The sequence below is a fragment of the Rhizobium sp. SVR5-9E genome (genome assembly GCF_056755095.1).
The window spans coordinates 94,495-114,948 of sequence record NZ_JBNDHS010000002.1; the positions used below are offsets into that span (position 1 = coordinate 94,495).

Sequence of the window (20,454 nt, forward strand, 5' to 3'; positions counted from 1 at the left end):
TTTGCCCGCGGGGGCAGCGGGCTTGAGCGATTGTGACCGTTATAGGTGTCGGCGCCGCCGCTTTCAACGCGGCGTGAAGAACTTGGCGATGATTATTGATAAATATTTTGTTTTTAGGACCTGCGGCGCTCATAGACGACAAAGCGCGTCGGATAATTGTCCTTTTCCCCGGCGGGCACCTCGAGTGTTTCAACCACCGTCCAGACGGCGGGGTCTATCGAGGGGAAAGAGGTATCACCTGCCACATGCGTTTGCACATGCGTCACGCACATGCGATCCGTGAGTTCCATTGCCTGCGCATAGATTTCGCCGCCGCCGCCGATGATGATTTCGGTCTGGCCGGACTCGCGTGCCAGCCTTTCGGCAATGTCGATTGCCTCGGAAAGGGAGTGGGCCATCGTCACGTCCGGGTGCTCGATCGTCGCACTCCGGGAGATCACGACATGAGGACGCCCAGGCAATGGTTTGCCGCCGAGACTTTGATAGGTCTTGCGTCCGATAACCAGCGGCTTCCCAAACGTTATTGCCTTGAAACGCTTGAGATCAGTCGAAAGCCGCCATGGCATGTCGCCGTCGCGCCCTATGATGCCGTTTTCAGACACGGCAACTACGATGGTCTTTCTGATGCCGGACATGGATCCCCGATACAGCGAGCAGTGGCTTTTGACCACTTCGCGCCGGTTTACCGGCTGGCAGTTCAACAAGCAAGATGACTGCCGCGTTTCGAAATGGAATGGCGCCCCGTCGGAGAGGGAAATTCGTAAACCAAGCCGTTCACTTGAGTTTTACTCCAAAAAATTCGACGGTAAGTTGTGAATCATGCGAGAGCAATCAGATCCCAACCGCCGCCGGCCGAGGCGAATTGACCTCGTCATCATTGCCGTGGCAGCTGCCCTTTTCGCCTGGATCGTCACCGGCGACAAGGCGGCTCCGGTAACAACCGGACTAGGCACTGCGCTCGCCTGGTACTTTCTCGGTTATCCGATCATTCCTATAAAAACTAAGGGACATACAGTCGCGTGGTTCGGAAAGCGCCTGTTAACGGTTGTGACCCTATTCCGAAGGGAGTGACCGAAGGCTGATGTGAATGACGAATGCAATGCCTCAATTCGACGTGATCTGCGATCCAATGGATCGGTGGATCGTCTGGGATCACGCTGCGGAATCGCCCGCATCGTTCGGCGGACAGATCCTGGAGGGACTCGACGAGCGGGAGGCTCACCGGCTCGCACAAATTATGAATGAGATTCACGGACGGCGAACGGCAGACACCCACGTCCCGGCGCGTGCGGCCGGTTAGAAAGTCTCTCTAATAACCAGTCATTTCTAGGTAGCCCCGGCCGCCCGTCGTGCCTTCGAACGTAATCGGCCCCTCCCAGTAAGGTGTCCTGGTCGCCATCCACGCTGATGGATTAAGCGGCGTCGTCGTGACCGAAAAGCCGTGTTCGGGAATCTCCACCCGCCATTTGATGGGAATGTCTCGGTCGGTGACCTTTGCTGTTGCCAATGGTGTGACCTTCAGGGCGGTAGGCTTCAGCGGCGTGGGCCGGCCGTCCTTCGATATCCAGGTCCCCGACGTATAGCCCGGTCCTTGGTCGCGAAGCCGGAAGCCCATTATCTTTTCGCCCGTATCGAGATGAAGCGAAAACCAGTCCCACCCGGTCTGCTCGGCGGAAAGAGGCTGTGAAGACCATTCGTGATCCAGCCAGGCCAGACCCGTGACTTCGACACTCCCCTTGGGTAGCGCCAGCCTTCCGCTCACCTTGTAGAAGGGTTGCGAATAGTAAAAGCTCGCCTGCCCTGCCGCGGACTTGACGGAATAGCCGTTCTCGCCTTGCAAGACAGGCGGTTCGCTGGCCTGGAGTTTCAGGCTGTACCCGAAATCCTTCCCGGTCGCGCTGATCTCAAGGTTGGAGAGCTCGTCGTCGCCGGGGCGCGGGCCGCCGATGTTCTTCATGTGCCAATTGTCGATCCATGCCGCAAATGGAGTCGTCGTCACACCCGCCTGTCCGATGCCGCCGCGGGCAAGCCGCTCCGCCACATGCTGCGCCTCTGATGTGGTTATCGCCGCGTGCGCCAGCCATACCTGCGGACTTGCCCAGCCGGATTTCTCGCCCGGCGCCATCGCCGAACGGAAGAGCGTCCATTGCGCGCCGTAAGCCTTCCCGTCCGCCCCTTTGAGATTGGCCGTCACATACCACCACTCGATCCGAAAATCCGGGTGAGGTCCATGATCGGCCGGAAATCGAACCTCAGTGCCCGGCTTCGGTATGGCGAAGCCCTCGGCGCTCGTCCCCAGTCCCGCAAAGCCTTGCGGTGATGCTTCTCCGGCTGCCGAGAAGAGGAAGACCAGGCCCAAAGCGGCTGCGAGCATCGATTTAGCGTTCATTGGCGAATACCTTGAGCAGATCGGAAGGCGTAACCTTTGACAAACGGCTGAGCGGAATCAGGACCGACAGAAGTGCTGCGGCCAAGGCAATCACGCCGAGCCGCAGCCAGTCGGCCGGGAACACCTGCATCGGCAGCCGCCAACCGAAGGCTTCGACGTTGACGATCGCAAGCAATACCCAGGCGAGCCCCAGGCCGACGGGCAATGCCGCGAGCAGCGTCATCACGCAGAGCGCCATGGTCCGCGCCAGTTCGAGCAGAACCAGCTTACGCCTCGTCACCCCCAGCGCCCAAACCGGAGCGAGCTGTGGTAGACGAATGCCTGACAGGGTGAGCAGGCTTGCGAACATCGCAAGACCCGCAACTATGAGCGTCAGCATGTTCAATGCGGCCGTGACAGAGAATGTCCGCTCGAAAATCGCAACGGAAGCCCGCTTGAGGCTCGCCTGGTCCACTATATTCCCGGGCGGCAGACCGAACTCGCTGACCAGCCTGTCTCGAACCTGTTCGACACCGTCGGGTGCAATCCGCAATCCGTATCGAAGGCGCGGCACATCGGGGTGGTGCGACACCAACTGATCGATGCCGACGATCACCTGTCCCATCGGATTCCCGTAGTCCGAATACACGCCGGCAATTTCTGTCTTCCACCCAGCGCCGAGCGAAATTGTATCGCCGATCGCCAGCCGCTCGCGTCGCCAAAGCTGCTCGTTGATCAAGACCCCGCTCCCTTGAGCGACGCGATCCCAAACATCCGGCGTGCCGTCGAGAAGCGGCCAGTGATCGCGATAGGTCCTGTCGTTGGCGACGCCATATATCTGCACGCGCTGGCCGAGAACCTCGCCGTCCACATTCCAGATCGGAAGAATGGCATCGACGTGCTGCGGAAGCCACATTCGCAGCCTTGCCGCCTCGTCTTCGCTCCGCGCCGTCACGTAAAGCTCGGCAGCGAGCCGCTGGTCGAGCCATCCGACAAAGGTCGCCCGGAAGCTCGATACCATGGTTCCGACACCGATATTCGCCGACAGCGCAAGCAGCAGCGCCATGAGCGCGAGCGCCAGGCCCGGGAGCTGCTGGCGCGTATCCGCCCAGAACCAGACTGTCAGCGCCTGTTTCGAGGCGCGCTGCAAGGCAAGCAGGATAAGGCCGAGCAAGACGGGCAGGAGCAGCGCTGCGCCAAGCAGGAGGCCACCCAGAACACCGAACCCCGCCGGCAGACCGCGGCCCCAATGGGCGAGCGCCGTCGACAGGACCAACAGCGCCAGCGCGAGGGCCGCCTGCCAGCGCAACCCTGCCTCCGAAGCCCTCGCCCAAGCCCTCGGCTGCGCCGGTGCGAGAAGTGGCATGCGCCACACGCGCCAGAGGCTTTGCGCCGATGACAGCAACGCACCTGCTATGGCGATCCCCAAGCCGGCCGCAGACCACTCGGGACGCAAGGACAATGTTCCGGGAACGGCTGCGCCGTAGAGACCCTGCAGCGTCGCGGCGACGCCCGGAAGAAGAACGGCGGCGACGACATAGCCGAGCGCGACGCCGGCCAGACCCGCGACCGTCGAAAGTACAAGAAGTTCTCCCAACAACAAGAGGGTCAAGGCGGTGGCTGAAACGCCGAGGGATCTCAACGTCCGGAACGTGGATCGTCGCTGCTCGAAGGCGAGGCCGATCGCGGAATAGACGATGAACAGGCCGACCGCGAACGCAAGGAATCCGAACGCCGTCAGGTTGAGGTGGAAGCTGTCGGTCAGCCGTCCAATGTCGCCTTGCGCATCCGGCTGCTTCAGGACCAGTTCGGGTGCTATTTGGTCGATCGGAGGCAGGCCTTCAGACTGATCACGCGCCACGATGAGCTTGCTCAGCTGGTCCGGCTTGCCGAGAAGTGTTTGGGCTATCCCGATGTCGGTTATCGCTGTATTCGGCAGCATCTGCCCGGCGACCCGCAGTGGAGGCAGCGGCAGGCTCCGGAGCCGATCTGCCGTTTCGGTCGAGACGATCAGCTGGCCAGGCGGCGTCGCAAAATCGCGCAGGTTCCCCGTTCCGCCCAAATCCACCTGCTGGGCTTCATCCGGAATGCTGAGCGGATCGATGCCGATGACGTGAAGCCGAACGCCGCCGATGCGAGTATCGCCTTCCAGCACGGGCGAGACCAGCCATCCCGCGCGCCGCAGCGCGATAAAGGCCTGCTGGGAAAACGGCGCGCCGTCAGCCGAGACGAGCTGTTCAAGCCGATCCTGACCGAGCATGGAGGCGGCACGCGCATAGCTGGCGCGAGCCTCTGCGTTGATGGCCTGCACCCCCGACCAAAGCGCAGTGGCGAGTGAAAGCCCCAGCATCAGCATTGCCAGCTGGAACGGCCGGCGACGCCAATGCGAAAGAAGGGCGCCGAGCGCCGTCAGAAACATCAGTCGACCCGCCCCGCGCTGAGATTGACATGGACATCCAGCTTCGCGGCGAGCCTCAGCGAGTGCGTCACCATCAGCAATGCCGCATCGGTATCCGCGACCAGCGACAGCATGGCTGATACCACCGCGTCGCCCGTCGCCTCGTCAAGATTTCCGGTCGGCTCGTCGGCGAGCACAAGCCTGGGACGGGCCGCAAGCGTGCGTCCGATCGCCACCCTTTGCTGCTGTCCGCCGGAAAGCTGCTCGGGATATCGCTTGAGCAGCCCCTTTAGTCCTAGACGATCGGTGAGCTCATCCACCCATTCCGGCTCATGGCGACCAGCGAGCCGGCTGTGGAAGGCCAGATTGGCAGCGACATCCAAGGAGGGAATGAGGTTGAATTGCTGAAAGACGAGGCCAACAGTCTTGCGGCGGTAGGCGGCGCGACCGCTTTCATCAAGGGTGGTGATATCAGTCCCGTCAACGACGATCTTGCCAGAATCGCGTTGGTCCAAGGCCGCAACGAGGTGCAACAGCGTACTCTTTCCGCTTCCGGACTCCCCGGTAAGGGCCATCGTCCGGCCGGCATCGAGATCGAGATCTACGCCGCGCAGCACGTTCAGCACCCCCTCCGCCGTCGAATAGGATTTGCTGACATTTCGGAGGGCAACGATCATTGGATTCCCGAGCGAGGGCCGTGACAAGGCATATGTAAGCGGCGCCCAAACGGATTAAAAGTGCCATTCGCCCGGCTCGAAGCCAGAACGCGCAGGTCAGTGGCCTCAGCGCGCGCTGCTCATTTTCCGTACAAAGCTCTGGATCGTTCAAGATGCTTGAGCATCGCCATCTCCGAGCCGTCGGCGTCATTGGCCGCCAATCGGTCGACGATCTCCTCATGCTCGACCAGCGTGAATTTTTCCTTGCCGGTCCAGATCAACATCTCGGTGTGATATTCCTTCAGCCACGCGAGCATCGCTTCGCTGACGGCGACGTAGATCGGATTGCCTGAAATCTGCGCGATGCGGGTGTGGAATTCCATGTCCGCGCTGATGAACTCTTCGGCCTGCCCAAGGGACTCCCGTTGGCGCTCGATGATCTCCCTGAGATCGCCGATATCCTTCTCGGAGGCCCGCTGCGCAGCCTCGCGCGCCATGCCGCGCTCGAAGAATATGCGCGCACTCTTGAGATGCTCCAGCGAGTCGGCCGACTGCGACAACATGATCTTCGCGGTCAGATCGACCTGGCGAAATATCGACTTTGCCGTCAACCTGAGGACCTTCGCCCGCTCGCCATGTGAAATACTCACCAGGCCTTTGTTGGCAAGCGATTGCATGGCTTCGCGAATGGCAGGCCGGCCCACGCCGAAGCGCTCCATGAGGACACGCTCGGATGGCATCTCATCGCCAGGCCGAAGTTCACCGGAGGTGATCATCCGCTCTAGCCGATCAAACACTTCGTCGGACAATTTTCGACGCACAATCTGTTCGACGGGTTGGGTCATAACGTCTCGCTGGCTCAAAATGTCTCCTCCCCTACCACCTTCCGGGCTGACGACAAAGCGCGCTAGCAAAATTCACGCTGCCGAAAATTTTCCTTCCCATCGGTTGGGATACTCATTATACCAGATCACGAGTTGACGCCATGACAATCTTTCGTGGCCAGAGGAGCAACCGGCATTTCCATGATGATTACCGTGACCTACCGCATCGAAACGCCCGGCAGCGTCGAAGCGATGGCGGGCAAAATCGCCAGCGACCAGTCGACGGGCACCTTCGTGCCGGTTCCCGGTGAGACGGAGGAGCTGAAGTCACGTGTAGCGGCTCGTGTTGTTGGAATTCGACACCTTGATGACGCGAGTTACCCGACCTGGCCAGAGGTTACGCCGGGCACGCGGTTGCGGCGCGCCGACGTTGACATCGCCTTTCCGCTGGACGCGATCGGCGCGGACCTCTCGGCGCTGATGACCATCGCGATCGGTGGCGTTTATTCCATCAAGGGCATGACCGGCATCCGCATCGTCGACATGAAACTGCCGAACGCCTTCAAGGGCGCGCATCCCGGACCGCAGTTCGGGATTCCCGGTAGCCGCCGCCTGACAGGCGTTGAGGGCCGCCCCATTATCGGAACGATCGTCAAGCCGGCGCTCGGGCTGCGGCCACACGAGACGGCGGAACTCGTCGGCGAACTGATCGAGTCGGGCGTCGACTTCATCAAAGACGACGAGAAGCTGATGAGCCCGGTCTATTCGCCGCTCAAGGAGCGCGTTGCAGCGATCATGCCGCGCATTCTCGATCACGAGCAGAAGACCGGCAAGAAGGTCATGTATGCCTTCGGGATCTCGCATGCCGACCCCGACGAGATGATGCGCAACCACGACGTTGTTGCGAAAGCGGGCGGCAACTGCGCCGTCGTCAACATCAACTCTATCGGCTTCGGCGGCATGAGCTTTCTCCGCAAGCGCTCCAATCTGGTGCTACATGCGCACCGAAACGGTTGGGACGTGCTGACGCGCCATCCAGGCGCTGGGATGGACTTCACGGTCTACCAGCAATTCTGGCGGCTGCTCGGCGTCGATCAGTTTCAGATCAACGGCATCAGGGTCAAGTATTGGGAACCGGACGAAAGCTTCGTCTCCTCCTTCAAGGCTGTCAGCACGCCGCTGTTCGATACCTCGGACTGCCCGCTTCCTGTCGCCGGCTCCGGACAGTGGGGAGGACAAGCCCCGGAGACCTACCGGCGGACGGGTCGCACCACTGATCTTCTCTACCTCTGCGGCGGCGGCATCGTCAGCCACCCTGGCGGACCGGCGGCCGGCGTTCGCGCCGTGCAGCAGGCATGGCAGGCCGCCGTCGCCGACATCCCGTTGGAGACCTACGCCAAGGATCATCCGGAACTTGCCGCCTCGATTGCCAAGTTCGCCGACGGCAAAGGCGCGTAACGGCGATGGACGAGCTTCTCATCAGCTACTACGGCGACGACTTCACGGGCTCCACTGATGTCATGGAGGCCCTGGCGTCGAATGGCGTTCCGACTGTGCTCTTTCTCGACATCCCCTCGCCTGAGCTCCTCGCGCGTTTCAAGGACTGTCGCGCGATCGGCATCGCCAGTACAAGCCGCAGCGAGACGCCTGACTGGATGCAACGGCACCTGACACCCGCGTTCGAGTGGCTGAAATCGCTGGGTGCGAATACCTGCCACTACAAGGTCTGTTCAACCTTCGACTCCAGTCCTGCCATCGGCAGCATCGGCAAGGCGATCGAGATCGGCGGCGCGACGTTCGGTCAATCCATCGTGCCGGTGATCGTCGGTGCGCCGCAACTGAAGCGCTACACCGCATTCGGCAACCTGTTTGCCGCCTACCAGGGCCGCACGTATCGCATCGACCGCCATCCGGTGATGAGTCGCCATCCGGTGACTCCGATGGATGAAGCCGACCTGACCCTCCATCTCGCAAAGCAGACCGACATTCCGGTTGCCCTCGCCGATCTCGTGACGATCACCGCACCTGATGCCGACAGTCATGTCGATGAACTGGTTGCCGGCGAGGCCGGCATTCTGCTGATCGACGTCGATTCTCCGGCGACCCAGCAAGCTGCAGGCCGCCAGTTGATGCGTATCACAAGCCGGGCCGGCGCCTTCGTCATTGGCTCGTCGGGCGTCGAGTATGCTCTTCTCAATGCGTGGCGACAGCAGGGGCTGCTGAAGGGAAGCGCCGAGTTCCCCGATGTCGGCGCTGTGGACCGGCTCGCCGTCGTCTCCGGCAGTGTGTCGCCAACAACCGAACGGCAGATCCGCGCCGCTATCGATGACGGTTTCGAGGCGATCCCGATCGATCCTGTCGCGCTGGTGTCGGATGATGGCGAGCGTGCGATCGAGGCCGCTGTGGCCACCGGCGTAGAGAAGCTGAAGAACGGCAGCAGCGTCATCCTGTACACCGCCCTCGGACCCTCGGCGGACGTTGGCGCCGACATCGACAAAGTCCCGGGTGCACGCCACAAGCTGGGGCGCGCGCTCGGGATAATCCTGCGTAGCCTGGTTACGAGTGAGGGACTGAAGCGCGCCGTCATTGCGGGCGGCGACACCTCGAGCCATGCGCTCAAAGAACTGCGGGTCGATGCCCTGACCACTCTTCTGCCTCTGCCTCAGACGCCCGGCTCTCCCCTCTGTGTTGCGCATGGCACCTACGCGCCCACCAATGGCCTGCAGATCGCGTTGAAGGGCGGCCAGATCGGCACCGATGGTTATTTCTCGCAGATCCGCGACGGAAGGCGGGGCTGACCACCGTCGGAAGTAAGAATTTTAGTGTTATGGTGATTGACTCATCATACCAGTTTATGATCCTATCCAAACATCGAAAAGGTGAGGAAACATGACTACAATTGCCCTCTTCGGCGCCGGCGGAAAAATGGGATACCGCCTTGCCAAGAATCTCAAAGGCTCGCGTTTTGACGTCCGCCATGTCGAAGTCAGCGACGCTGGAAAAGCGCGCCTGAAGAACGATCTTGCTATCGATTGTGTGCCGTCGGACGCGGCGCTGAATGCCGCTGAGGTCGTGATCCTGGCGGTTCCGGACACGGCAATCGGCAAGGTTGCTGCCGGCATCGTTGACAAGCTGAAGCCCGGCACCATGGTCATCGCGCTCGACGCTGCGGCTCCCTTCGCCGGGCACCTGCCGAAGCGCGATGATCTTACCTACTTCGTCACCCATCCCTGCCATCCGCCGATCTTCAACGACGAGACGGAGATGCAGGCGAAGAAGGATCACTTCGGCGGCCTGTTTGCCAAGCAGCACATCGTTTCGGCTCTCATTCAGGGTCCGGACGGTGCCTACGCACTCGGCGAGGAAATCGCCAAGGTGATCTGGGCTCCGGTCATGCGCTCACACCGCGTCACCGTCGAGCAGATGGCGATGCTGGAGCCTGGACTGTCGGAAACCGTCTGCGCATCGCTGCTCGTCGTCATGCGCCAGGCCATGGACGAATGCGTTGCCCGCGGCGTGCCCGCAGAGGCGGCCCGCGATTTTCTACTCGGCCATATGAATGTGCTCGGCGCGGTCATCTTCAAGGAAGTGGATGGCGTGTTCTCGGACGCCTGCAACAAGGCGATCGAGTTCGGCATCCCTGCGCTGATGCGCGACGACTGGAAGAAGGTATTCGAACCCCAGGAGATCGCCGAAAGCATCCGGCGCATCACCTGAAAAGGCTTGGGGAGGCCAAAAGCCTCCCCCTCTACCGCCCCAAGGGAGACGGGGCTTCATTCACACTCGGGAGGACAATATGAAACTAACGCGTAGACTGACACTTGCGGCCTTTGCCGGCGCATTGGCACTGGGGACGGCCATTCCGGCCTATTCGGCGGACCTGATCGCCATCATCACGCCAGCCCATGACAACCCCTTCTTCAAGGCCGAGGCGGTCGGTGCGGAAGCCAAGGCGAAAGAGCTTGGTTACGAAGCCCTCGTCATGACGCATGACGACGACGCCAACAAGCAGTCGGAGATGATCGACACGGCCATCGGCCGCGGCGCAAAGGCCATCATCCTCGACAACGCCGGCGCGGATGCGTCGGTTGCAGCCGTCAAGAAGGCAAAGGATGCAGGCATCCCCTCATTCCTGATCGACCGCGAAATCAACGCGAGCGGCGTTGCCATGGCCCAGATCGTCTCCAACAATTACCAGGGTGCCCAGCTGGGCGCGCAGGAGTTCGTCAGGCTGATGGGCGAAAAGGGCAACTATGTCGAGCTGGTCGGCAAGGAATCCGATACCAATGCCGGCATTCGCTCGCAGGGCTATCACGACGTCATCGACGACTATCCGGACCTGCAGCTGGTCGCCAAGCAATCGGCCAACTGGAGCCAGACGGAAGCCTACTCGAAGATGGAAACCATCCTCCAGGCCAATCCCGACATCAAGGGGGTGATCTCCGGCAACGACACGATGGCGATGGGCGCGATCGCAGCGCTGCAGGCCGCCGGCCGCAAGGACGTGATCGTTGTCGGCTTTGACGGCTCCAATGACGTCCGGGACTCCATCAAGGCTGGCGGCATCAAGGCGACTGTCCTGCAGCCGGCCTACGCGCAGGCACAGCTGGCCGTCGAACAGGCCGACGCCTACATCAAGAACAAGACGACGCCCAAGGAAGAGAAGCAGTTGATGGACTGCGTCCTCGTCAATTCTGACAACGCCGGCAAGCTCGAGACCTTCGCGCTCACGAACTAACCGCACCTGGATCAATGCAGAGGGCGGCAGACCGCGCCCTCTGTTGTTCATTTGATGACGTCGAGGCCTGTCGCATGTGGAGAATGAAGGGCGTTTTGCTCGCTGCTATCGTGGCCGCGGCCTTGCCCGGTTGCAAGATCATCAAGACTCCGACCGCGGAGGAAAAGGCGGCGGCTGCGGCGAAGAACGCATTTGACCCGAATGCAAGGGTCGAGGCGATCTGGCAGCCACAGGTCGTGCCCTATTTCGAGAAGCGCGCAGGCGAACTCAAAGACGTCGCGCAACTGGCGGCCACCAGCCCTGACCAGGCGGGGGAGAAATACGGCAATCCGCGCAAGCAGAGCAGTTCGCCCTGGACTTATGCGGTGAAAGTCACCGGCAAGGTCGTCGCGGCGGATACGGCCTCGCGCGCGGCAACGCTCGAAGTCGACGCAGATGGCGACGGCAAGGCTGACGCGAAGGTGCAGATCGGCCCGGCCCTGCGCGGTACGGCGCTGCGCGACACGCTGGACTTCGTCAATTTCAACGAATTCAAGAACCAGATCGAGTGGGCGCAGTTCGGCAAGGCGTTCAACGAGAAAGCCAATACGGCTTTCCTGTCCGCCGTCCCGCGCGACGGTCTCGTCGGCAAGACAGTGAGCGTGACCGGCGCCTTTCCGCTGCCGAACAGCGGACAGCTTCCGCTTGTCACGCCTTCCGAACTAACGGTGGGATCATGACCGCGAGCGAGACACCGAAGGACGACATCATCCTGCACCTCGCAGACGTGTCGAAGGTCTATTCCGGCATCGTCGCGGTCAAGCGCGCCAATCTCGCATTGCGCCGCGGGGCGGTAAACGTTCTGGTCGGCGAAAATGGCGCAGGCAAATCGACGCTTATGAAGATCATCGCCGGCGTCGAGCGCCCGACGATGGGACGCATCATTCTGGATGGAGAGCCCGTATCCTTCCACAGCCCGGCCGATGCGCAGGCGCATGGCATCGGCATGATCTTCCAGGAACTCAATCTCTTCGCCAACATGTCGGTCGCGGAGAACATCTTTGCCACCCGCGAGATCACCCGCGGCCCGCTCGGCATCGATCACAAGGCGCAGGTCGAAAAGGCCAATGCGTTTCTGAAACGATTGGATGCCGGAATCGACGCGGAAACGATGGTCGAAGATCTGCCGATCGGCCAGCAGCAGCTCGTCGAAATCGCCAAGGCGATGTCGCTGAATGCGCGCATCCTGATCATGGATGAGCCGACGTCCGCTCTTTCAGCAGCCGAAGTCGAAATCCTCTTCAAAGTCATTGCGGACCTCAAGGCCCAGGGTGTGGCGATCGTCTACATCTCGCACCGGCTGGAAGAGCTGATGCGCATCGGCGACTATATCACCGTTCTGCGTGACGGCCAGATCACCGGCCAAGCCATGGTGCGCGACATCGATACCCGTTGGATCGTGCGCTCGATGATCGGCTCCGACGCCAAGGATTTCGCCAAGTCGGTCGATCACGCCGTCGGCAAGGAGATGTTCCGCGCCGAGGATATCAGCCTGCCGCGGCCAACCGGCGGGCTTGCGGTCGACCACGTCTCATTGTCGGTGAAAGCCGGCGAAATCCTCGGCATCTATGGTCTGATGGGTGCCGGCCGCAGCGAATTCTTCGAATGCGTGATCGGACGGCACATGCACTCGACGGGCAAGATCTTCATCGATGGCAAGGAAGTCCGCGCCCGCGACACCACGAGGCGCATCCGCCGCGGTCTTGCGCTCATTCCGGAAGACCGGCAGCGGGAGGGACTGGTCCAGGTTCTGTCGATCGCCTCCAACCTGACGCTGGCGAGCCTTGGCCGCTTCACCCGCCTCTTTCATATCAACAGCAGCGCCGAGAAGAGCGCCATTCGCGATGCGATCAGCGACCTCTCGATCAAGGCGCCGAACCCGGATTTCGAAGTCACCTCGATGTCCGGCGGCAATCAGCAGAAGGTGGTGATCGGCAAGGCGTTGATGACCAACCCGAAGGTGCTTCTGATGGACGAGCCGAGCCGCGGCATCGATGTCGGCGCCAAGGCGGATGTCTTCCGCACAATGCGCCGGCTGGCGGCAAACGGGCTTGCCATCCTGTTTTCGACTTCAGACCTCGAAGAGGTCATGGCGCTTTCCGATCGCATCGCGGTGTTGAGCAACGGCCAGCTGGTGGCCGTTTTCGACCGGAGCGAGGCCACGGAAGACGCCATCATTGCGGATTCGGCCAAGGGACACGGACATCAAGGGAAACTCGCATCATGACGGCGGCCACATCAACCACTTCCTCGCCGGCGAGCGCGAACGGCTCTATCCTCCTGACGCTGATGAAGCTCAGGACCTTCATCGCACTCTTCGCGGTCATCATTTTCTTCGCAATCTTCGCACCGAATTTCACCTCGACGGCGAACATGATCCTGATGTCGAAGCATGTGGCGCTGAACGCCTTCCTGGCGATGGGCATGACGTTCGTCATCATCACCGGCGGCATCGACTTGTCAGTGGGATCGATCGTCGGTCTCTGCGGCATGGTGGCCGGCGGCCTCATCCTCTACGGCATCGAACTGCCGATCGGCTATACGATCTACTTCAACCTCTTCGAAATCGTGCTCATCACACTTTCGATCGGGTTGCTGATTGGCCTCATCAACGGCCTGCTGATTACCAAGCTCAATGTCGCGCCCTTCATCGCGACGCTCGGTACGCTCTATATCGCCCGCGGTCTCGCGCTGCTGTCCTCGGACGGCCAGACCTTCCCGAACCTCGTCGGCCGTCCGGAGTATTCGACGACAGGTTTCGACTTCTTCGGCGCCGGTCGCGTGCTCGGCTTGCCGGTGTCGATCTGGATCCTGATCGTGCTCGCTCTGCTTGCTGCCTATGTCGCGCGATCCACGCCGATCGGCCGCCATATCTTTGCCGTCGGCGGCAACGAGCGCGCCGCGCGCATGTCGGGTATCCGCGTCGATCTCGTAAAAATCGTCGTCTACATGTTCTCCGGACTTTGCGCTGCGATCGTTGGCGTCATTATCTCTTCCGAACTGATGGCCTCGCACCCGGCAACCGGCGAAAGCTTCGAACTCAACGCAATCGCTGCGGCCGTGCTCGGCGGCACCTCGATGTCGGGCGGGCGTGGGACGATCGGCGGAACGATCATCGGCGCCTTCGTGATCGGCATCCTGTCGGACGGGCTGGTGATGATGGGCATCTCATCCTTCTGGCAGATGGTCATCAAGGGGCTGGTGATTATCATCGCCGTGGTTGTCGACCAGGCGCAGCGCCGCCTGCAGCAACGCGTTACTCTCATGCAGATGGCAAAGGCAGGTTGATATGACTGAATTGAAGGGTGCATTGATCGGTTGCGGGTTTTTCGCGATCAACCAGATGCACGCATGGAACGATGTCGAAGGTGCCAGGATCGTCGCGATCTGCGATTGCGATCCGGAGCGGCTGAAGATCGTCGGAGACCAGTTCGGTATCGACAGACGCTATAGCGATGCCGAGGCGCTGTTTGCCGACGGAGGTTTCGATTTCGTCGATATCGCCACGACCGTCCAGAGCCATCGTGTCCTTGTGGAAATGGCGGCTCGGCACAAGGTCGCGGCCATCTGCCAGAAGCCGTTCGCCAAGACTCTGTCGGACGCAAAGGCGATGGTGGAGGCGTGCCGCAATGCCGGCGTGCCGCTGATGGTGCACGAGAACTTCCGCTGGCAGACACCGATCCAGGCCGTCCGCAGGGCTTTGGATGGCGGGGCCATCGGCACCCCGTTTTGGGGCCGCTTCTCCTTCCGGTCCGGCTACGACGTCTTCTCCGGCCAGCCATATCTCGCCGAGCAGGACCGATTCATCATCGAGGATCTCGGCATCCATACGCTCGACATCGCTCGCTATATCCTCGGCGACGTTTCCGCCATCACGGCTCGGACGAAACGGGTCAATCCCAAGATCAAAGGCGAAGACGTAGCGACCATCCTGCTCGACCACGAATCCGGCGCGACATCCGTCGTGGACGTCAGCTACGCCACAAAGCTCTCGAAGGAACCCTTTCCCGAGACATTGATCGAACTGGACGGTTCCGACGGAACCATCCGCCTCACCCGAGGCTACGGGCTCGAAGTAACCAACGCGCAGGGCACCACCACGACGGATGTGTCCCCCAAGCTATTGTCATGGGCCTCGCGCCCCTGGCACAACATTCAGGAGAGCGTCTACGAGATCCAGCAGCACTGGGTCGACCAATTGAAGCGCGGCGCCGAGCACTCGACATCCGGGACCGACAATTTGAAGACCTTTGCCCTCGTTGAAGGCGCCTATGAAAGTGCAGCGAGAGGACAAACGGTCGACGTCGGAGCGCTGCTGCGATGACGGTCGATCCGTTCCTGCTCTACGGCACCCGTGTCGTCGAAACACCACCGGTTCGCCTTAGGGCCGGAAAGCTCGAAGTCGACCTCGCCGATGGCAGCCTGCGCACGATCCGCTACGATGGGACCGAGGTGCTGAGAGCGATCTCCTACCTCGTTCGCGACCGGGACTGGGGCACCTATAGGCCGGAGATCGCCGACCTAAAGATCGCGCAAAATGATGATCATTTCGAGGTCACCTATCGGGCCCGCTGCAATGGGCCGGAGAACACGACGCTCGTTATCGACGTTCGAATTGGCGGACACAGCGGGCGGCTCGACTTCGAGGCCGAAGCCATCTCGGAAACGGGCTTCGAGACGAACCGCTGCGGCTTCTGCATTCTTCATCCGATCGTTGGAGTGGCCGGGTCGCGGGCTACGGTCGAGCACGTCGATGGCACGACCGAGGCAACCCGGTTTCCTGATTTCATCGAGCCCTGGCAGCCGTTCAAGGACATGCGCGCCATCACCCACGAGGTCGCACCTGATGTCACCGCGGAATGCCGCATGGAGGGCGACACCTTCGAAATGGAGGATCAGAGAAACTGGTCGGACGCGTCCTACAAGACCTACGTCCGGCCGCTCGCCCTTCCCTGGCCTTATCAGATTCCCGCCAATCAACCCGTCCGGCAAAAGACATCGCTGATCATCAAGGACAGCCGCCCCGCACAGCGCGCTTCTGTCGGTAGCTCGGGCGGAGCAATAAAACTTCAACTCGGCGCACGCTCCGGCGCCGTGCCGGCAATCGGTCTGATCATTACACCCGAGGAAGCTGATGCGTCTCTCTCGGCGCAGAGCTTCCTATCGGAGACCGCGCCCCGGGAACTGCTCTTCCATCTCGATCCAGGTGCTGGACACGGCGTCGAAGCGCTCAAGCGGTTCGCCGCAATTGCTGCAGTTCACCCCGGACGTTCGACGCTGGAGATCGCGCTTTCTTGCAAGCAGTCCCCAGCGAGCGAAACAGCCGAGATTGCCCAACAAATGCGGTCGGCGGGATTCAAACCGGATGCGGTCATGATCTCGCCCTCCGTCGACCGGCAGTCGACGCCGCCCGGCAGCAAATGGCCCGACTGCCCGCCCCTCGAAGAGGTCTATGCCGCAGCCCATTCCGCTTTTCCAGGCATGCGCATCGGCGGCGGCATGCTCAGCTACTTTACCGAACTGAACCGCAAGCGTGTGCCGGACAAACAGCTTGGCTTCATCAGCCACTGCACCAACCCGATCGTCCATGCAGCCGACGATCTCAGCGTCATGCAGACGCTGGAGGCCCTGCCCTTCATTACCCGCTCGGTGCGGGCCATCTACGGTGAGAAACCCTACCGGATCGGCCCATCGACCATACCGATGCGGCAGAACCCCTACGGCAGCCGCACGATGGACAACCCGTCGGGCGGGCGCATACCCATGGCCAACCGGGACCCGCGCCACAACGGACGTTTCGCAGAGGCTTTCGCGCTTGGTTACGCGATCCGGGTGCTGGATGCCGATCTCGAATGCCTGACGCTATCGGCGTTGACCGGTCCGTTTGGTTTGATCGCCGGTCCGGGTGAACCGACCCCGGAAGGCGGCCGGCGCCCGCTGTTCAATACGGTACGGACACTGTCCGCATTGGCCGGCGCATCCTGGCAGGAGTGCGTCTCCTCCTCGCCCTCCGAGGTTCTGGCGTTCGTCGCGCGCGGTGACACAGGGACCAGGCTTCACGTGGTCAACCTGACGCACGAAGAACAGGAAGTCGACTGCAGCGCGTGCAGGTTGGCGTCCGAGAATCCGGGTGCGCACCTTCGGCTCGCTTCATTCGCTACCGCGATCTTGCCACTCGCGGATTGACCTGAAGCGTACCAACTGCACCATCTTGATGGTTACCTCATCATACCAGTTGACATGTAAATCACTATCTGTAAAAAGAGCTGCAGCTTATCAAGAGGAGGACGGTAATGCTGACCCTATCTGCAAAATTGAAATCCGCGAGCCTTGTCGCAATGGCCGTTGCGGCTCTATCGGCAAGTCCGGTCTTCGCTGAAGACATCACGCTCTGGACGCTGAACTTCGACAATAACGCTGCGAACGTAGCCCTGAAGAAGGTCGCCAGCGACTTCGAGGCAGCCAATCCCGGCACCCACATCGAGATTGTTCAGCGCGCTGTCGACGAGCACAAGACGGCGTTGCGCGTCGCCGCAGGCTCAAACCGCGGCCCCGACATCTACTTTAGCTGGGCGGGTCTGGGCCTTGGCGGTGAGTACGTGAAGGCTGGTCTGTCGCTGCCGCTCGACAAGTACTACACCGAATACAAGTGGACCGACGAACTCCTGCCCTCCGCGGCCGCTTTCGCCGACCTCTATCCTGGCGGCAAGCATGGCACGCCGTTCACCTTCAAGGGTGAAGCGGTCTACTACAACAAGAAGCTGTTCGAGCAGGCCGGGATCAAGGATGAACCCAAGACCTACGACGAGCTTCTCGCGGCGGCTGAGAAACTCAAGGCAGCAGGCATTCCGGGGTTCACCTTCGGCGGGACCGTCAACTGGCACGTGATGCGCCTTATGGATGTCATCCTTGAAACAAAATGCGGCGCTGAAAAGCATGATGCGTTGAAGTCCATGAAAGTGGACTGGACGAAGGAGCCGTGTGCGACGGAGGCCTTCACGGAGTTCGCAAAATGGACGAAGGACTACACGCTGCAGCCATTCATGGGCATCGACAACAAGCAGTCGTATAGCCTGTTCACGGCTGGCCGCGCGGCCATGATGCTGGAGGGCGACTGGCTGGTCGGTCAATTGACGGGCAGCGGCGCCAATCTCGACGATTACGGGATCTTCCCCTTCCCGACCAACACCGACCGCCTCTACGGGTTTGCCGAGTACAACTACGTCAGTACGAAGAGCAAGAACCCTGACATGGCGGCGAAATTCCTCGACTATTTCCTCTCGAACAAGGTTCAGCAGGATCTGGTCGGGCAGGTCAGCTCGATCTCGGTCAACAAGAACGTGCAGTACACCAACCAGAAGCCGCTCGAGGCGGAATGGCTGGATATCTTCAAGAAGTACAGCAAGATCTACATGAACGGCGACCAAGCATTTCCGCTCGATGTGACGACGGAATATTTCCGCGTCATCAACGACGTCGCATCGGGCAACATCGAACCGGCTGAGGCCCCGAAGCAGCTGCAGAGCTTTATCGCAAGCCGGACGTAATTCCTCCCAAGTCGCCAGTCGACCGCTCCGCATGTCGGTCGGCTGGCGCACCATCATGAAGACAGGCAGCGGCCTCGCGCTGCCCGGAGGAGAGCATGTCACTACGACAAACGACACATGATCCGAGCGTGCAAGCGCTCATCCTGCTCGTGCCTGCGCTGGCGATCTACGCAGTATTCGCCCTTTATCCGATGCTCAATGTGGTCATTTTGAGCTTTCAGAAGTGGAACGGACTGGATCCGCAGCGGCAATTCGTCGGGCTTGCGAACTACTCCGCGATTTTCACGAGAGATCCGGTCTTTTGGGTCGCTTTCCGCAATACGGTCATCTGGACGCTGATGAGCCTGGTGTTCCCTCCGACGGTGGGTCTGCTGCTGGCGCTCAGCCTCAACCAGAAGATTTTCGGGCGCAACAGCCTCCGGGCCATTTTCTATCTTCCGGTTATCATTGCGCCGATCGCGGTCGCGACGATGTGGAAGTGGATGTACGATCCCTTCTTCGGACTGTTCAGCCAGCTGCTGACGTCGTGGGGTCTGCAGACCTGGATCCAGGACTGGCTGGGTAACCAGAAAATCGCCCTCTACTCGGTTTTTGTCGCCTACCTCTGGCAAACAGTCGGCTTTTCAATGGTCCTGTTCCTGGCGGGCCTCCAGAATGTCTCCCAGACTCTCGTGGAGGCTGCCCGGATCGACGGCGCTGGCCGGTGGGCCGTCTTCAAGCATGTGACCCTGCCCGCGCTCCGTCCGACCGTGACGATCGTGCTGGTTCTTTCGATCATCTCGTCGCTGAAGGCTTTCGACATCGTCTATGGTCTGACAGGCGGTGGCCCGGCGCAATCCACCCAGATGCTCGCGCTCTGGGCATTTACACAGGCCATGCAGATCTTCGATTTTGGTCGAGGCGCGGCCATATCGGTCGTCCTGCTCCTGATCACCATCGCAATCGTCATTCCCTACCTGCGATGGACCCAGAAGAAGGAGGAGGCAGAATCGTGACAGCCGTTCAGACCGACTCAACCGTTGGACAGGCTCACGCCGAGACCTCCACGCTCAAGCGCGATCCGGTCCTGATTGCTCTCTGGATCGCCTTGGTCCTGGTTGCACTCATCTGGGTGGCACCGTTCGTCTTCATTGTGTTCACATCGCTGAAGACGCCGGCCGCGGTCACGAGTACAGGCGCATTCATGCCGCCGACGGAGCTTGCCTACGACAACTACAGCGGCGCATGGAGCCGCGGGAACTTTGCCAGCTCCTTCTTCAACAGCGTCATCATCACGGTGATAAAGGTGCCGCTCGGGCTCGCGCTTTCCGCCATGGCGGCCTATGCCCTCGCGAAGATTAAGCTCAAGATTACCAAGACGCTGCTGCTGGTTGTCGTGTTCGGCACGATGATTCCTTTTCAGGTCATGCTTGCGCCGTTGTTCACGTTGGTAAACTCTTTTGGGCTTATCGACACCTATCCTGGCGTTATCCTGCCATACATCGCCTTCGGGGTGCCTTATCAGGTCTTCATCCTGCACGGCTTCTTCAAGGCAATTCCGAAGGAACTGTCGGAAGCGGCGTTGATTGACGGCGCAACTCACTTCACGATCTTCCGGCGCATATTCCTTCCGGTCTGCCTTCCTGTCCTTGCGGCACTGCTCATCCTCGACTTCGTTTCGACCTGGAATGAATTCGCCATGGCGCTGGTGCTGCTTCAGGATCAGCACATGTGGACCCTGCCGCTTGGTCTTATGTCCTTTCAGGGACAGTTTTCGAGCAACTATGGTCAGCTCAACGCCGCGATCGTCATGACCGTCCTGCCGGCGACCATCGTCTACCTGATGTTCCAACGCTACTTCGTGTCCGGCCTCACGTCCGGTGCCGTCAAAGGCTGATGGCCAGA

18 protein-coding genes are annotated in these 20,454 nt (G+C 60.9%); 13 read left to right on the top strand and 5 right to left on the bottom strand.

From position 1 onward, the window contains the following. Positions 1-113: 113 nt before the first annotated feature. Positions 114-635: a dihydrofolate reductase gene (locus tag ACPYOJ_RS01775; protein WP_481414714.1), complete on the bottom strand. Its 522-nt coding sequence runs from the start codon at positions 633-635 to the stop codon at positions 114-116. A gap of 452 nt (positions 636-1,087) precedes the next feature. Between ACPYOJ_RS01775 and ACPYOJ_RS01780 the strand changes: the two genes are divergently transcribed. Beyond that, positions 1,088-1,300 (top strand): hypothetical protein, encoded by a 213-nt coding sequence (locus ACPYOJ_RS01780; RefSeq protein WP_481414715.1) that lies wholly within the window; start codon positions 1,088-1,090, stop codon positions 1,298-1,300. A 9-nt stretch (positions 1,301-1,309) separates the two neighbouring features. On the opposite strand, the gene ACPYOJ_RS01785 is transcribed toward ACPYOJ_RS01780, so the two are convergent. From ACPYOJ_RS01785 to ACPYOJ_RS01800, 4 genes are all read right to left on the bottom strand, one after another. Further along, positions 1,310-2,389 (bottom strand): lipocalin-like domain-containing protein, encoded by a 1,080-nt coding sequence (locus ACPYOJ_RS01785; protein ID WP_481414716.1) that lies wholly within the window; start codon positions 2,387-2,389, stop codon positions 1,310-1,312. Continuing rightward, on the bottom strand, positions 2,379-4,787 hold the full coding sequence (locus ACPYOJ_RS01790) for an FtsX-like permease family protein (RefSeq protein ID WP_481414717.1): 2,409 nt from the start codon (positions 4,785-4,787) through the stop codon (positions 2,379-2,381). Before ACPYOJ_RS01790 ends, ACPYOJ_RS01785 begins: the two co-directional genes overlap by 11 nt. Then, a complete protein-coding gene (locus ACPYOJ_RS01795; protein WP_481414718.1) occupies positions 4,787-5,443 on the bottom strand; it encodes an ABC transporter ATP-binding protein in 657 nt (218 codons plus the stop codon). The genes ACPYOJ_RS01790 and ACPYOJ_RS01795 overlap by 1 nt, the downstream gene beginning before the upstream one ends. Positions 5,444-5,562: 119 nt before the next feature. Next, entirely contained in the window at positions 5,563-6,267 is a 705-nt protein-coding gene (locus tag ACPYOJ_RS01800) for a transcriptional regulator NanR (protein ID WP_168830751.1), read from the bottom strand. Positions 6,268-6,447: 180 nt separating this feature from the next. On the opposite strand from ACPYOJ_RS01800, the gene oiaX reads away from it, so the two are divergent. The 12 genes from oiaX (at position 6,448) to ACPYOJ_RS01860 (ending at position 20,446) form a co-directional block, all read left to right on the top strand. After that, positions 6,448-7,704: a 3-oxo-isoapionate-4-phosphate decarboxylase OiaX gene (gene oiaX / locus ACPYOJ_RS01805; protein ID WP_481414838.1), complete on the top strand. Its 1,257-nt coding sequence runs from the start codon at positions 6,448-6,450 to the stop codon at positions 7,702-7,704. Between the two features lie 5 nt (positions 7,705-7,709). Further along, a complete protein-coding gene (locus ACPYOJ_RS01810) occupies positions 7,710-9,044 on the top strand; it encodes a four-carbon acid sugar kinase family protein (protein WP_481414719.1) in 1,335 nt (444 codons plus the stop codon). A 91-nt stretch (positions 9,045-9,135) separates the two neighbouring features. Then, the gene (locus ACPYOJ_RS01815; RefSeq protein WP_481414720.1) at positions 9,136-9,963 is read left to right on the top strand and encodes a phosphogluconate dehydrogenase C-terminal domain-containing protein; all 828 of its coding nucleotides are present in this window, start codon (positions 9,136-9,138) and stop codon (positions 9,961-9,963) included. A 79-nt stretch (positions 9,964-10,042) separates the two neighbouring features. Then, positions 10,043-10,984 (top strand): substrate-binding domain-containing protein, encoded by a 942-nt coding sequence (locus ACPYOJ_RS01820; RefSeq protein ID WP_481414721.1) that lies wholly within the window; start codon positions 10,043-10,045, stop codon positions 10,982-10,984. Positions 10,985-11,058: 74 nt separating this feature from the next. After that, positions 11,059-11,703 carry a DUF2291 family protein gene (locus tag ACPYOJ_RS01825; protein ID WP_481414722.1) on the top strand — a complete coding sequence of 215 codons (645 nt, stop codon included), beginning with the start codon at positions 11,059-11,061 and terminating at the stop codon, positions 11,701-11,703. Then, on the top strand, positions 11,700-13,250 hold the full coding sequence (locus ACPYOJ_RS01830) for a sugar ABC transporter ATP-binding protein (RefSeq protein ID WP_481414723.1): 1,551 nt from the start codon (positions 11,700-11,702) through the stop codon (positions 13,248-13,250). Before ACPYOJ_RS01825 ends, ACPYOJ_RS01830 begins: the two co-directional genes overlap by 4 nt. Further along, entirely contained in the window at positions 13,247-14,311 is a 1,065-nt protein-coding gene (locus ACPYOJ_RS01835; RefSeq protein WP_168830746.1) for an ABC transporter permease, read from the top strand. Before ACPYOJ_RS01830 ends, ACPYOJ_RS01835 begins: the two co-directional genes overlap by 4 nt. A gap of 1 nt (position 14,312) precedes the next feature. After that, a complete protein-coding gene (locus tag ACPYOJ_RS01840) occupies positions 14,313-15,347 on the top strand; it encodes a Gfo/Idh/MocA family protein (protein WP_481414724.1) in 1,035 nt (344 codons plus the stop codon). Beyond that, entirely contained in the window at positions 15,344-17,209 is a 1,866-nt protein-coding gene (apnL, locus tag ACPYOJ_RS01845) for a D-apionate lactonase (protein ID WP_481414725.1), read from the top strand. The genes ACPYOJ_RS01840 and apnL overlap by 4 nt, the downstream gene beginning before the upstream one ends. A gap of 107 nt (positions 17,210-17,316) precedes the next feature. Next, positions 17,317-18,570, top strand: a complete 1,254-nt coding sequence (locus tag ACPYOJ_RS01850; protein ID WP_481414726.1) for an extracellular solute-binding protein — start codon at positions 17,317-17,319, stop codon at positions 18,568-18,570. Between the two features lie 95 nt (positions 18,571-18,665). Next, a complete protein-coding gene (locus tag ACPYOJ_RS01855) occupies positions 18,666-19,565 on the top strand; it encodes a carbohydrate ABC transporter permease (protein ID WP_481414727.1) in 900 nt (299 codons plus the stop codon). Further along, entirely contained in the window at positions 19,562-20,446 is an 885-nt protein-coding gene (locus ACPYOJ_RS01860) for a carbohydrate ABC transporter permease (protein WP_481414728.1), read from the top strand. The genes ACPYOJ_RS01855 and ACPYOJ_RS01860 overlap by 4 nt, the downstream gene beginning before the upstream one ends. Positions 20,447-20,454: the final 8 nt, after the last annotated feature.

Bases quoted from the DNA above. Each gene is read 5' to 3' on its own strand.
- ACPYOJ_RS01820 (WP_481414721.1), top strand. From the start codon at position 10,043: ATGAAACTAACGCGTAGACTGACACTTGCGGCCTTTGCCGGCGCATTG.
- ACPYOJ_RS01780 (WP_481414715.1), top strand. From the start codon at position 1,088: ATGACGAATGCAATGCCTCAATTCGACGTGATCTGCGATCCAATGGAT.
- ACPYOJ_RS01835 (WP_168830746.1), top strand. From the start codon at position 13,247: ATGACGGCGGCCACATCAACCACTTCCTCGCCGGCGAGCGCGAACGGC.
- ACPYOJ_RS01800 (WP_168830751.1), bottom strand. From the start codon at position 6,267: ATGACCCAACCCGTCGAACAGATTGTGCGTCGAAAATTGTCCGACGAA.
- ACPYOJ_RS01775 (WP_481414714.1), bottom strand. From the start codon at position 635: ATGTCCGGCATCAGAAAGACCATCGTAGTTGCCGTGTCTGAAAACGGC.
- ACPYOJ_RS01830 (WP_481414723.1), top strand. From the start codon at position 11,700: ATGACCGCGAGCGAGACACCGAAGGACGACATCATCCTGCACCTCGCA.
- oiaX (WP_481414838.1), top strand. From the start codon at position 6,448: ATGATGATTACCGTGACCTACCGCATCGAAACGCCCGGCAGCGTCGAA.
- ACPYOJ_RS01815 (WP_481414720.1), top strand. From the start codon at position 9,136: ATGACTACAATTGCCCTCTTCGGCGCCGGCGGAAAAATGGGATACCGC.
- ACPYOJ_RS01810 (WP_481414719.1), top strand. From the start codon at position 7,710: ATGGACGAGCTTCTCATCAGCTACTACGGCGACGACTTCACGGGCTCC.
- ACPYOJ_RS01840 (WP_481414724.1), top strand. From the start codon at position 14,313: ATGACTGAATTGAAGGGTGCATTGATCGGTTGCGGGTTTTTCGCGATC.
- ACPYOJ_RS01795 (WP_481414718.1), bottom strand. From the start codon at position 5,443: ATGATCGTTGCCCTCCGAAATGTCAGCAAATCCTATTCGACGGCGGAG.
- ACPYOJ_RS01785 (WP_481414716.1), bottom strand. From the start codon at position 2,389: ATGAACGCTAAATCGATGCTCGCAGCCGCTTTGGGCCTGGTCTTCCTC.
- ACPYOJ_RS01825 (WP_481414722.1), top strand. From the start codon at position 11,059: ATGTGGAGAATGAAGGGCGTTTTGCTCGCTGCTATCGTGGCCGCGGCC.
- ACPYOJ_RS01855 (WP_481414727.1), top strand. From the start codon at position 18,666: ATGTCACTACGACAAACGACACATGATCCGAGCGTGCAAGCGCTCATC.
- ACPYOJ_RS01850 (WP_481414726.1), top strand. From the start codon at position 17,317: ATGCTGACCCTATCTGCAAAATTGAAATCCGCGAGCCTTGTCGCAATG.
- ACPYOJ_RS01790 (WP_481414717.1), bottom strand. From the start codon at position 4,787: ATGTTTCTGACGGCGCTCGGCGCCCTTCTTTCGCATTGGCGTCGCCGG.
- apnL (WP_481414725.1), top strand. From the start codon at position 15,344: ATGACGGTCGATCCGTTCCTGCTCTACGGCACCCGTGTCGTCGAAACA.